The sequence below is a fragment of the Streptomyces sp. NBC_00045 genome, assembly GCF_045041095.1.
Taxonomy (GTDB): Bacteria; Actinomycetota; Actinomycetes; order Streptomycetales; family Streptomycetaceae; genus Streptomyces.
The window spans coordinates 5,038,795-5,050,878 of record NZ_CP108271.1 but is presented as its reverse complement, the minus strand read 5'-3'; the positions used below and the strand labels follow the sequence as shown (position 1 = coordinate 5,050,878).

The 12,084-nt window shown below is 71.0% G+C and carries 15 protein-coding genes; 1 reads left to right on the top strand and 14 read right to left on the bottom strand.

The window, feature by feature from the left end:
* Positions 1–99: 99 nt before the first annotated feature.
* Positions 100–657: a TetR/AcrR family transcriptional regulator gene (locus OHA65_RS23820; protein ID WP_405762380.1), complete on the top strand. Its 558-nt coding sequence runs from the start codon at positions 100–102 to the stop codon at positions 655–657.
* Between the two features lie 161 nt (positions 658–818).
* Here the strand turns inward: OHA65_RS23820 and OHA65_RS23815 are convergent, their stop codons facing one another.
* From OHA65_RS23815 to OHA65_RS23750, 14 genes are all read right to left on the bottom strand, one after another.
* Complete coding sequence (locus OHA65_RS23815; RefSeq protein WP_327285148.1) at positions 819–1,466, bottom strand: OmpA family protein; 648 nt, start codon at positions 1,464–1,466, stop codon at positions 819–821.
* Between the two features lie 4 nt (positions 1,467–1,470).
* A complete protein-coding gene (locus tag OHA65_RS23810; protein WP_371644652.1) occupies positions 1,471–2,058 on the bottom strand; it encodes a hypothetical protein in 588 nt (195 codons plus the stop codon).
* Between the two features lie 28 nt (positions 2,059–2,086).
* Positions 2,087–2,728, bottom strand: a complete 642-nt coding sequence (locus OHA65_RS23805; RefSeq protein ID WP_371644651.1) for a pilus assembly protein TadG-related protein — start codon at positions 2,726–2,728, stop codon at positions 2,087–2,089.
* Positions 2,725–2,925, bottom strand: coding sequence for a hypothetical protein (locus OHA65_RS23800; protein WP_371644650.1), 201 nt, complete (start codon positions 2,923–2,925; stop codon positions 2,725–2,727). The genes OHA65_RS23805 and OHA65_RS23800 overlap by 4 nt, the downstream gene beginning before the upstream one ends.
* 110 nt (positions 2,926–3,035) lie before the next feature.
* Positions 3,036–3,719, bottom strand: a complete 684-nt coding sequence (locus OHA65_RS23795) for a response regulator transcription factor (protein ID WP_329314402.1) — start codon at positions 3,717–3,719, stop codon at positions 3,036–3,038.
* Positions 3,719–4,933 (bottom strand): sensor histidine kinase, encoded by a 1,215-nt coding sequence (locus OHA65_RS23790; RefSeq protein ID WP_405762378.1) that lies wholly within the window; start codon positions 4,931–4,933, stop codon positions 3,719–3,721. Before OHA65_RS23790 ends, OHA65_RS23795 begins: the two co-directional genes overlap by 1 nt.
* A 3-nt stretch (positions 4,934–4,936) precedes the next feature.
* Positions 4,937–5,830: a DUF5936 domain-containing protein gene (locus OHA65_RS23785; protein WP_328763486.1), complete on the bottom strand. Its 894-nt coding sequence runs from the start codon at positions 5,828–5,830 to the stop codon at positions 4,937–4,939.
* 13 nt (positions 5,831–5,843) lie between these two features.
* A complete protein-coding gene (locus OHA65_RS23780; protein WP_327285141.1) occupies positions 5,844–6,782 on the bottom strand; it encodes a type II secretion system F family protein in 939 nt (312 codons plus the stop codon).
* Positions 6,779–8,125, bottom strand: coding sequence for a CpaF family protein (locus OHA65_RS23775; protein ID WP_327285140.1), 1,347 nt, complete (start codon positions 8,123–8,125; stop codon positions 6,779–6,781). The genes OHA65_RS23780 and OHA65_RS23775 overlap by 4 nt, the downstream gene beginning before the upstream one ends.
* A complete protein-coding gene (locus tag OHA65_RS23770) occupies positions 8,122–8,532 on the bottom strand; it encodes a TadE/TadG family type IV pilus assembly protein (RefSeq protein WP_328763485.1) in 411 nt (136 codons plus the stop codon). Before OHA65_RS23770 ends, OHA65_RS23775 begins: the two co-directional genes overlap by 4 nt.
* A 1-nt stretch (position 8,533) precedes the next feature.
* Complete coding sequence (locus tag OHA65_RS23765) at positions 8,534–8,923, bottom strand: TadE family protein (protein ID WP_327285138.1); 390 nt, start codon at positions 8,921–8,923, stop codon at positions 8,534–8,536.
* Between the two features lie 3 nt (positions 8,924–8,926).
* Positions 8,927–10,219, bottom strand: a complete 1,293-nt coding sequence (locus OHA65_RS23760) for a CpaE family protein (RefSeq protein WP_405762376.1) — start codon at positions 10,217–10,219, stop codon at positions 8,927–8,929.
* A gap of 7 nt (positions 10,220–10,226) precedes the next feature.
* Positions 10,227–10,928 (bottom strand): Flp pilus assembly protein CpaB, encoded by a 702-nt coding sequence (gene cpaB, locus OHA65_RS23755; RefSeq protein WP_327285136.1) that lies wholly within the window; start codon positions 10,926–10,928, stop codon positions 10,227–10,229.
* Between the two features lie 40 nt (positions 10,929–10,968).
* Positions 10,969–11,898 carry a hypothetical protein gene (locus tag OHA65_RS23750; protein ID WP_405762375.1) on the bottom strand — a complete coding sequence of 310 codons (930 nt, stop codon included), beginning with the start codon at positions 11,896–11,898 and terminating at the stop codon, positions 10,969–10,971.
* Between the last annotated feature and the right edge of the window lie 186 nt (positions 11,899–12,084).

The following is a 12,084-nucleotide window of genomic DNA, read 5'->3' as shown; positions in this document are numbered from 1 at the left end:
GATGAAGGGAGGAAGAGCGGAGAACGATCGTTCTCACTGAGGGGGGACGATAGAGAACGATCGTTCTCGACGCAAGCGGTTCTGGGCTACGCTGCCGTCATGAACGACGAAGAGGCCCGCACCCGGCTGCTGGACACGGCGGAGGAGCTGTTCTACGCCGAGGGCATCCAGGCCGTCGGCATGGACCGCATCCGCACCACGTCTGGAGTGCCGCTCAAGCGGCTCTACAAGGTCTTCCCGGCCAAGGAAGCACTGGTCACGGCCTACCTTGAACGCCGCGACCGGCGCTGGACGGCGAGCCTGCGCGCCGCGGTGGCGCAGGCCGCCGATCCGGTCGAGGCGACGGGTGCGCTCTTCGACTGGCTGGCGCGGTGGTTCTCGGAGCCGGAGTTCCGGGGCTGCGCCTTCCTGAACGCGTACGGAGAGCTGGGCACCGGCCCCGCGGGGGTACTGGACGTCGTACGCCGCCACAAGGCAGAGCTGCGGGAGCTGCTGGCGGAGCTAACCGGCCCCGGCCGCGAGGACCTGGCAGACCAGCTGCTGATCCTGGTCGAGGGCGCCACGGTGGTCGCGGCCCTGGACCCCGGCCCGGAACCCGCACACCGCGCCCGGGAAGCGGCGTCGACCCTGCTCCGGGCCACCCAACAGCCGAACTAGTCGGACTGGACGGACTGCTCGGGATCGTGACCGGCGTCGAGCTGATCAGCGGGTTGTACGGCGAAACCGAGGCCGCGCCGGTCTACGACATCCACACCGCCCCGGCCGTCGGCATCACCCAGCGCACGGCGGAGCACTTCCGCCGCCGGGCCGTCAGCGAATTAGCTGCCACCGGCGGCGGTGGTGCGGGGGAAGGTGATCTCGACGCGGCGGTTCTTCTTGCGGCCTTCCTCGGTGCTGTTGTCGGCGATCGGGTAGTCCTCGCTGTAGCCCCGGACGTCGTAGATGACGCCGGGGCTGGTGACGGTCTTGGCGAGCTCGGCCTGAACGGCGTCGGCACGCTGCTTGGAGAGCTCCTGGCCGTGCTCGTAGCTGCCCTGGTCGTCGGTGAACCCGAAGATGCGGACACGGGTCGCCTTCTGGGAGTTGATCTCGTTGGCGATGGCCTGTATCCGGGCGGCGGCCTGGGCGTTGAAGACGGCACTGTTCTCGGGGAAGAGCACCTCGGACTGCAGCGCCATCATCACGGACTGGTTGGTCTCCTGCCGCCGCTGCTCACCGCCGAGGTCTTCGACGACCTCGGCGATGTCGAGCACCTTGATCGGAGCCAGGGTTCCGCCCTGGGGGATCTTCAGCCCGGGCGCATTGGAGTCGATGGGCACGGGCGCGGCGGCGGAGGGTTCGGTGCCGGGGGGTACGGACGGCTTGACGTCATCGGCGTGGGCGCTCGTCGCGCCGATGAAGTGGGCCCCGGCGATGACGAGACCGGCGACAGCTGTCGCGGCGGAGACGCGGTGGCGTTTATTCATGGGGTCACCCGGAGAGTTTGATGGTGGCCGTGGCGAAGGTGGGCAGGTTGAAGTCCACCTGAGTGGTGTTGTTCGGAGGCACCGGGAACTGCGCGAAGAACGGAACCGCCTGGCCGGCCTCAATGATGGTCAGGCCGGTAGTGCACAGGCACCGCCCGTCTGTGTCGCGCAGCACGTAGTACCTCTTCTTAGCGGCCTTGTCGACCAAGGTGACACCCGCGACCGAGGCCCCGCTACTGTTGAGTTCATTGCCTCGCCATGCCGCAGTACTGGCGAAAGCCTGACTGCCGGTGTTCTTCAACTGGCCACTGACCGTAAGGAATCCGCCCGCGTCACGCACCGCGGAGTTGATGGTGAGAGTCATGCCGCTTTCGCCGTTCACGGTGGCGAGCACTTCGGTCGGCGTGGGCTTGGGGCTACTGCCGGGGTCCTGCGACTGGGATGCGGCTCCCTGGGTATTCGACGACGCAGCCTGGCCCGCCTTGGGCTTGCTGTCGTCACCCCCACCACAACCGGCCATCGTGATCGCCAAAACCGCCGCAGCTACAGCGGCTGCTCCCCCGCGGACCTTCACCGAGTGCCGAGTGCTCATCTATGCCGCTTCCTTCTCTCATTCACTGTCAATCGACCAAGTGCACGTCAAACAGGGTCCTGGCCAGCTTGCGCCAGGGGTCGGGCTTCGAAGGGTCCAGCACCAACGCCTTTCCGCCCTTGCACTTGAACGTCACAAATGACGCCGAGGTCGGCGTCGGAATAGGGGTCTGGGTGGCAGAAGGAGCTGGGGTGGGAGCAGGGTCCGGGGCATCGCCCAGAGTGCAGCGCGGCTCGATCGCTGCGGTTGCGTGCGCCTTCCCGTGCACGCCGTCAGTTCCAGGGATGACCGACTTGCCGACTGTCCCGTTGGTCGTCACCTCAACCGTGAACTTGCGTAGCGACGGCGCACACGTCGCCGACGCGTCGTTCTGCTCCGCGAAGCCGCTCGCTTCTTCACAGGCGCCGGTCGAATCCAGCAAATCCCCGCGAAGGACCTCCTCCCAGTCCTCTGGCTTGAACTTCGCAAAATCCAAGCCCGGCACCAGGTGATCTCGGGCATTGCGTGCCGCCGCGAGGGCCGCGGCGTCGGCGGCACCTTGGGCATTGCTGCGCGTAAGTGCCGCCTGCCCTACGACGAAGAAGGCGAACGCGGCGAAGAGCATGCCGGCCACCACCACGATGTAGATGGGGAAGGCCTGCCCTCGGTCGTCGACCCTTTCTGAGGTCACTTCCCCGCAGTGACCGATGCAACTGCAGTAGCGATCCGATTGGTGATGGCCTGGCCGATGCCCGTGCCGACGATGGCTCCGATGATCACCACGACCACCAGGATGATGCCCAGGTATTCGAAGGCCGTCTGGCCTCGATCGGTCGGGGGCTTGTGGGTGTACCGCTTCCGGAGCCTCGCCAGGGTGTTCTGCAACATGGGGGTTCCCTCCCGGGCCGGTGCCGCTGTTGGTTTGCGGACCGTACGGGGAGTCACCGGTGATAACCAAGGGTCCCGGGGCCCAATTACGGACCCACTGCGCACTCCGTCTACCCATGACCGGTCACCCCTGGACGGGCCGTTCCCAGCCAGCGGGCTATCGCCTCGCTGCGGCTCGTGCTCTGGAGCTTCGCGAAGATGCGGTTGATGTGGTTCTTGACCGTCTTCTCGCTGATGAAGCAGGTGGCCGCGATCTGCTGGTTGCTCATCCCGGACGCGATCAGATCCATGATCTCCACCTCCCTCGAACTCAGGTTGAAGAGAACCGAGTTGTGCATCCGCTCTGGAGACTGTGCCACAGATCGTTGCGGTTGCGAAGAGGTCCGGAGGTTCGCGAGGAGGGCGGTCGCCGCCGTCGTCGTGAAGTGGGCCCGGCCCTCGCGGACGTCGCGGACCGCGCGGAGCAGGTCTTCCGGGGTGAATTCGCCGTGGACCAGGTAGCCGCCCGCGCCCAAGAGGAGCGCCTCTCGGACGATTTCCGATTCCTGGCTGTACGTCAGCATCAGTACGGGCGCCAGCTGTACGAGGTGCGGCAGGGCCGAGATGCCGTCGACGCCCGGCATGCGGACGTCGAGCAGGATCACGTCGGGGGCGTGCCGGCGGGTCAGACTCAGGGCTTCGCGGCCGTCGGCCGCCTGGGCGATGACCTCGATGTCCCCTGCCGTGGCGAGCAGCGCGGCCAGGCCGGCCCGTACGACCGGGTTGTCGTCGGCGATCAGCACGCGGATCGGCATCACGGGCTCCCTTCCTGGGTCAGGGCCGCGAGCGGGAGGTCCAGGCGGACGAGGGTGCCGGGGCCGGTCGGCCGGGCGCCGATGTGGAGGCGGGCGCCGATGGCCGCCGCGCGTTCCGTGATGCCGAGCAGCCCGAAGTGGCCGCTGCGGTGCAGGGCGTCGGGCGGCAGGCCCCGGCCGTCGTCCTCGATGCTCAGGGTGAGGTCGGTGGTGTCGACGGCCGCCGAGACCGTGACGCGCGTGGCTCCGGCGTGGCGGCGGGCGTTCTCCAGGGCTTCCGAGGTGACCGCGAGCAGGTGGTGTGCCACCGGGGCGGGAAGCGGGGGGAGGGCCTGCGGCGTGTGGAGTTCCGCGTTCGCCGCAGCCGCGGTGCGGCGCAGCCCGCCCAGCAAGCAGGCCCCGGGGGCCTCGGCGTCGCGCCGCAGGTCCGTCAGCAGTTCGCGGGATTCCGCCGCCGCCCGGCGGGCCGCGCCGGAGAGCTGGTCGGCCTGCCGGCGCAGGGCGGCCGGGTCGGTGGTGCGGGCGAGGGCGTCCGCCGCCAGGGCCAGGCCGTGCAGGGTCTTCGACACCGAGTCGTGCATCTCGCGGGCCAGGTGGTCCCGTTCGGCGCGCACCGCCTCGGCGACGGCCAGCCGGGCCCGGGTTTCCGTCAGGGCCTGGCTGGCCGAGCCGAAGCGGAAGAGGAGGTCTCGAAGGGAGGCGCCGGCCGCGCCCGCCAGGAGGCACAGTGCGGCCACGGTCGGCCCGCCGGCGAGGGCGGCCACCGCGACCGCCGCCAGGGCCGCGTAGACCGCGGAGCCGCGCCATCCGTGGACCAGCCCGGCCAGCAGGGGCGTGCAGAGGACGGCGAAGCCGAGGGGCGACTTGGGCGTGGCCGTGATCAGCAGCAGCCCGGTGCACGCCAGGTCCGGGGCCAGTAGCCAGCGGTGGCGCAGCAGCAGCGGGCCGAAGCGCTCCCAGTCGCGGAAGAGCACGTAGGAGAGCATGAAGGTGAGCAGGACCGCGCCGCCCACGAGGTACGTCGGCCCGCCGCGTGCCGTGCGTCCCAGGGCCAGTGGCGCGCCGAGGCCGATCATCACCATGCGGAACGCGAAGACCCGGCGACACAGGGACTGGAGGGCGTTGGCCTGGAGGGTGAGGGAGGGGCCGGCCTGCCGGTGGGTGGCGCGGGCTCCTCCGCGCGACGCGGCCAGGGGGATCTGGAGGACGGCCACGGCTCATCCGCCTCCGAGCATCGCGCCGAAGTCGACGTCCGCGCCGTAGACGAAGCCGCACACGAGCAGGATCAGCGTGCCGGGCAGCATGAACATGGTGACCGCGAACGTGGCCTTGGGCACGGCCCGGGCCGCCCGCCGCCGGGCGTTCTGGGCATCGGTGCGGCGCATGTCTTCGGCGATCGCGATCAGCGTCTCGACGATCGGCGAGCCCAGCTCCTCGCCCTGCTGGAGCGCGGTCACGAACTGCGCGACCTGCTCGGAGTCGTTGCGCCGGCGCAGCTCGTCGAAGGCCTGGCGGCGGCTGACGCCCATGTCCATCTGCTGCAGGGTGATGCGGATCTCGTCGGACCAGGGTCCCTCGTACTTGGCGGCGACCCGCTCCAGCGCCTGCCGGAAGCCGAGCCCGGCGCTGACGACGACCGCGAGCACGTCCAGGAAGTCCGGCAGCGTCCGCTCGATGTGGTCGCGGCGGACCCGGATCGCCGACCACAGGCCGACCTCGATCCAGAACAAGCCAAAGGCGACCATCAGGAGGGCCGGTACGAGCTGCCCGTTGATCAGCATCGAGAAGGCGCCGAGGGCGCCGAGGAACCCGTACACCGCGCGGCGCGCCGCGTACCGGTCGATGGTCAGGCCGGCCGGGTTGCCCGCCATGTCGATCTGGCGGCGCTTGCGGGCGACCCGGTTCGGTCCCATGAGGCGCAGGACGAGCGGCGCCCAGCGGATGCCCATCCGGTCGACGGCCGAGCCGACGGCGGTCGTCCGGGTGGCTCCGACCTCCAGGGCGAGCGCGAGGTCGCTCGGCAGTTTGGTTTCGGCGCGGTAGAGGCGGATGCCGTGGCAGGCGCCGAAGACCGACACCCCCAGCAGCAGGGCCAGCAGCAGAGCCGTCATGTCCGTCGCCCCCTCACACGTCGATCTTCGAGAGGCGGCGGATCAGGACGAAGCCCAGGGTGAAGAGCCCGATCGCCACCAGCACCGCCGTCTGGCCGATGAACGCGCCGGTCATCCGGTCCAGGGCGCCCGGCATCATCACGTTCACCAGCAGCAACGAGCCGAGCCCGATGGCCGGCACCAGGTACGCCGTCACGGTCACCTGGGACAGCTGGGTTCGGATCTCGCGCCGCGTTTCCTTGCGCTGCTCCAGCGTCACGGTCAGGTTGCGCAGGCTGCCGACGATCGCACCGCCCGCACGCGCGGACAGGACGAGGGTGGAGACGAGGACGACCAGTTCCCGGGAGGGCAGCCGCTGCGCGATCTCGCCGAGCGACTCCTCGATGGAGTGGCCGACGGCCAGGCGGTCGGCGACGCGCGAGAGCTCCTCGCCGGCCGGTGCCTCCAGTTCCTCCGCCGCTATGGCGATGGCCGTGCGCAGGGCCAGCCCGGCCTGGGTGGCGTTGGCGAGGATGCGGGCGAGTTCGGGCAGCTGGTTGATGAAGCGCTCGGTGCGCCGGGCCCGCTGCCAGTTGAGGAACGCGTCGGCCGCCCACAGGCCGATCAGGCCGGCCACGGGGCCGAAGAACGGGGCCAGGAAGCTCGCCGCGACGAGCCAGACGCCGGCGACCGACATCAGCATGTAGACGAAGAACTCGCCGGGAGTGAGGTCCAGGCCGGTCACCGCCAGCTTCAGTTCGATCCGCTTGCCGAGCGCGGTCTTGCGCAGGCGCCGGTCCACACCGGAGAAGCGGCGTCTGCGGCCCGTCGGCTCCGGCGCTCCGTCCGTGGCGAGGCGTTCGATGAGGGCGGCGCGCTGGGCGCGGCCGGCGGCGTAGGCGTGGACGCCGGCGACGACGAGGACGCAGGTCAGCAGCGTGGCGCCGAGGGTGAGGAGGATCAGTGGGTTCACAGGGCTGTCCGGGTGATGCGGGTGGCGAGCTGGTCGTCGGACACGGCGACCCCGAAGGCCTGCGGGATCGGCTGGTTGTTCATGTAGAGGCGGTCCGCGATCCGGCGCGGCAGCGGGAAGTACTCGAAGTGGCCGTGGACCCGGCCGTCGGCGCCCATCGGCTGGGCGGCGAACCGGCAGACGGTGGTGATGCGGAAGGGTTCGCGGCCGTGCGAGTCGAGGATGGCGATCTCGGTGACGCGGCGTGAGCCGTCCCCGTAGCGGGTCAGCTGGACGACGACGTTCACCGCGCTGTTGATCTGGTCCTGGAGGGCTTCGAAGGGGACCTCGACCTCGGACATCGAGGCGAGGGTCTGCAGGCGCATCAGGGCGTCCTCGGCGCTGTTCGCGTGGACGGTGGCCAGGGAGCCGTCGTGGCCGGTCGACATCGCCTGGAGCATGTCGAGCGTCTCGCCGCCGCGGACCTCGCCCACGATGATGCGGTCGGGGCGCATGCGCAGGGAGTTGCGTACGAGGTCGCGGATGGTGATCCGGCCCTTGCCCTCCACGTTCGCCGGGCGGGATTCGAGGCGGATGACGTGCGCCTGTTGGAGCTGGAGCTCCGCCGAGTCCTCGATGGTGATGATCCGTTCGCCCTCCGGGATCAGGCCGGACAAGGCGTTGAGGAGGGTGGTCTTCCCGGTGCCGGTGGCGCCGGACACGATGACGTTCATCTTCGCCTGGACCAGGCCGGACAGCAGGAGGAGCATCTGCTCGTCCAACGAGCCCAGGCCGATCATCTCGTGCAGGGTGAACGCGCGCGGGAAGCGCCGGATCGTGAGGGTGGCCCCGGTCAGGGACAGCGGCGGGATGATCACGTTGACGCGTTCGCCGCTGGGCAGGCGGGCGTCGACCATCGGATTGGCCTCGTCGACGCGGCGGTTGACGGTGGAGACGATCCGCTCGATGGTCTGCATCAGCTGGTCGTGCGAGGCGAAGCGCAGCGGCAGCTGCTCCACCCGGCCGGCGCGTTCGACGAAGATCTGGTCCGGTCCGTTGACCATGATCTCGGAGATCGAGGCGTCTTCGAGGAGCGGTTCGAGCACACCGAGACCGAGCGCCTCGTCCACGACCCGGCGGATCAGCTGGGCCCGTTCGACGGTGGACAGGACCGGGCCCTCGCGGCTGATGATGTGCCCGAGGACGCGCTCCAGCCGGGCCCGGCGCTCGGCCGGCGCGAGCGCCGACATCTCGGCGAGGTCGATCTCCTCCAGGAGTTTCGCCCGGTACGCGGAGACCAGCCGGCCGTCCTCGCGGGGACCGTGCCGGTCGTCGGGGGTGTTGACCCGGGAGCGCAGGCTCATGGTCCGGTCTCCTCGGGATCGTCGTTGGGCATGACGGCGGTGGCCTCGGCGGGGTCGATGGAGAGGCCGGGAACGATGGACTTGATCGGGATGGACACCTTCGCGGTGACGGCGTCCGGGCCCGAGGTCACGTTCACCGTCGCGTCGAGGCCGGAGCTGATGGCCGCCGTGCCGGCCGCCGACCCGGCGCCCGGCTTGCGTGCCTCCACGCGTGCGGCGGTGCGGGCTGCGGTCTCGGCCTGCTGGTGGACGTAGCCGACCCAGCCGAGCTGGATCCCGCACAGCGCGACGAACAGCAGAACGGGTATGAACCCGATGTATTCCAGGGCTACTTGGCCCCGGTCCCGGCCGAGGCCGCGGCCCCGCCCTCGGCCTCGGCCCCGCCCCCGGTCGCGTCTTGCGTTCATCTCACTCCCCTCCCCGCTCCTTCGCCGATCCGCCCTCGCCCGTGATCGGGGTGCCGATGTCCAGGCCCGGGAAGAGGACCGGGAGGTTGAGCTTCACGGTCGCCTTGTAGACGTCGCCCGCCTCACCGCACTGCACGCTCATGTGCCAGGCGCCGGCGATGTGCCGGCGCGCGGCGGCATCGCACGCCCCGTCCCCGTGCACCGCGCCCACCCGGGCCGCCTCGTCCGCCGCGTTGCCCGCCAGGGAGAACGCGTACCCGATCAGTACGCACTCCCACACCGCCGCCACGAGCAGCAGGATCAGGGGCACCATGCCGACGAACTCGACCGCCACCTGGCCGCGGTCTCCGCGACCGCCCCGGGCGGCCCGGGCGGGTCTGCGCGCGGGCATCCGTCAGCCCTCCCGGCCGCGGCGCAGCCAGGGGCCGGCCGTGCGGGCCACCGCTCGGGGGGGCCGTACCGCGAGGGCCGTGCCCGGGTTTCCCGGGGCGGCGGCCTCGGGTTCCGCCGTGGCCGGGGGTGTCAGCAGACCGAGTTCGCCGGCCAGGGTCCACAGCGCCTGCTTGACGGTGGAGCGGTTGTCGAGGTCCTGCACCCGGCCCGCGTCGATGACCGCCTGGAGTTCTTTGAAGGCGGCCGGGACCGGGGTCCGGGTGGCCCGGGTCTTCGTGATCTTCTCGATCAGCGCGGGCTGGATCTCGGTGTGTTTGCTCCAGCGGTTGACCACCATGGCGGTGTCCTCCGCCTTGCGGACCTGGAGCCGTTCCCACATCCGGACCAGGCGCTTGGCGGCGCGTACGCAGACCACGTCCGGCGTGGTGACCAGGACGGCCACGTCCGCCGACTCCACCGCCGCCGCGTTCGCGCCGGTGACCTGGGTGCCGCAGTCGATGACGACGAGCTCGTACCGGCTGCGCAGGGCGGCGAGGATGTGCCGGGCGGCGCGTTCGTCGACCTCCTCACCGCGTTCGCCGTCGGCCGGGGCCAGCAGCAGCGCCAGCCCGGTCCGGTCGTCGTAGACCGCGTCCTGGAGCACCCGCGGCGAGATGTCCTGGATGCCGGCGAGGTCGGCGATCGAGCGCCGGAACTGCACGTCGAGGTACGAGCCGACGTCGCCGGCCTGGAGGTCCATGTCGACCAGGGCGGTACGCCGTCCCGAGGAGGCCGCGGCGAGCGCGAACTGCACGGCGGTGAAGGTGGTGCCGACGCCGCCCTTGGCTCCGGTGACGGTGACCACCCTGCCGCCGGGGCCGGTGAACACGTCGGCTCCCCGGCCGAGGTGGCGGCGCACTCCCACGGACCACTGGGCGGCGGACTGGACGCGGGCGGCGAGTTCCTCGTACGCGAGCGGCAGACCGATCAGGCCGCGCGCGCCGGAGTCCATTGCGGCCGAGAACAGCGCCGGGCCGGCATCGGAGGACACCAGCACCACACCGACCGCCGGGAAGCGGAGCGCGACCTCGCGGATCAGGTCGAGGGCGGGCACCGGACCGATCCGCTCGTGGACGAGGACGACCTCGGGCAGTTCGTCGATGGACTCGGCGGCCAGCCGGCCCAGGGTGTCGAGCAGCGTGGTGGAGTCGGGGACCGGGGCGCCCGGCTCGGCGGCCGGGAGCTGGCTGAGGAGGGTGGAGATGGCTCGGGCGGCGTCCGGGTCGCCGGCCGCGGGGAGGATTCGGGTGGTCATCCGGGCCTCACTTGTCCCCGTCGAGGGTGTACGTGCGGTCGCCCGCACCGGGCGCGGAGTCGGTGCCGGGGGCCACGAGGGCCAGGCGTACGTGCTCCGCGAAGGACTCGGCGTACGCGACGCGCTGGGTGTCCTTGGTGTTCAGGGCGAAGGTGATCGGGACCGCCTCGGCGGGGCCCTTCTTGTCGCTGTCCTTGTCGAGGGCGGTGAGCTTGCCGACGTTCAGGACGCGGGCGTTGGACACGATGATCACCGAGCGCGAGGGCTCGGTGTCCTTGGCGCCCTTGAAGGTGGCGATGATGTTGACCTTGGCGCCGGAGTAGATCTTTCCGGCGACGCCGGTCGCCGCGTCGATCATGATGGCGATCTCCTGCTCACCGGGCTGGAGCTGCGGCTTGTCGACGAACATGCCCGCCTGGAGCAGCGAGCCCTTGCGCAGGGTGGTGAGCGTGATCTTGTCCTTGAGCTGCCCGAGGTCCGTGACGGCGGTGTCGGACAACCAGCGCTTGGGGATGGAGACTTCCTCGAACTGGCCCGGCGAAAGCGGGCTGTACGGCGCGATGTCGCCCTTGGCGCGGTAGGCGACGACCTCGGCCCCGACCTTGGAATTGACGTCGCCGATCACCACGAGGACCCCGCCGAACGCCGCGAGGGCGCACAGGACCGACAGGACCAGCAGGATGACGCCGCGGCGCTGGCGTGAGTTCATGTGCCGTACTACCTCGCCGTTCTTCGATCGTTCGGGGCGGTCAGTGTCTTGGTCCTGGGGCGCCGGAGAAGGCCGGGGGCGCGCTCCGGCCCCCGTTCCCGGCCGGCGGCGGTGCGGTCAGCGGTGCGGCGCAGAACCCGCAGCGGTCGCCGATGAGTTCGAGGCCGCACCAGTGGCAATGCTCGCGCCGGACGGAAGCCACCAGCTGGTAGAGCACGGCCGGGTCCGGGATGGCGGCGGCGAATTCCACGAGCTTCGGCGTGGCCCACCAGACGGGCGAGTCGGCCGGGAGCGGGTTCTCCATCACGCCCTGGACCCGCCAGGCGGGGGCGAGTTCGGCCGCCACCCAGTCGGAGGCGAGCTGGCCGCGCGCGAAGGTGAGGTGGGTGGCGAACGCGGGGCCGGGCGGTAGCCCGGAGCCGCCGCCGTGCGCGCCGCCGCCGTGCGCCCCGCCACCGGAGCCGGTCAGTTTGGCCAGGTGCGGGGTCGGGTGGGCCAGTACGGCGAACTGCGCGCTCGGCGACCACGACCGGGCGTGCGCCTTGAGGCCGACGGGGACCCGGTCCAGTTTGGCGACCGAGCCCAGCAGGGCCCCGGCGTGGATGTAGTGGGACAGGAGCCGGGCGGCGGAGGCGACGATCCCGGGGCTGAAGTCGCAGACGCTGAGCTGGCGCAGCTGACGTACCAGCAGGGCCGTTGCCAGCGGAGGCAGATCGATGTCGAGGAGCGCGATCCGGTCGGTTTCGAGGATGGCCCGCACCGTGTGCAGCCGCTGGACGGTCGCCGTGGGCAGCCAGGGCGGTACGACGGCCACGAGGTGGCCGTGGCGCTCCAGCAGGGCGCTCGCCTCGGCGATGGCGCCCGCCAGGTCGAGCTGTCCGGGCGGATGCAGGACGACGGCCGGCGGCGTGTGCCGGTCAGGGGCCGGCAGCACCAGATCGGCGCTGGTGACGGCAATGGCGGTCGGCACGCGAATCCCCCTGTTCACCCCGTACGCCCCATGTGTCGGCGCCGCCGCCACGTACGCGCACCCCTGCGCGACCGCAAACGATCGGTGCCCTTCCCCCTTGCCCCAGCACCATATCCGCGTCGTCCCTGGCAGGGCAGGGCCTTGGTGATTCCCGTCCAGGAGGCCCTTGGCACAGGTGGCGGGAAA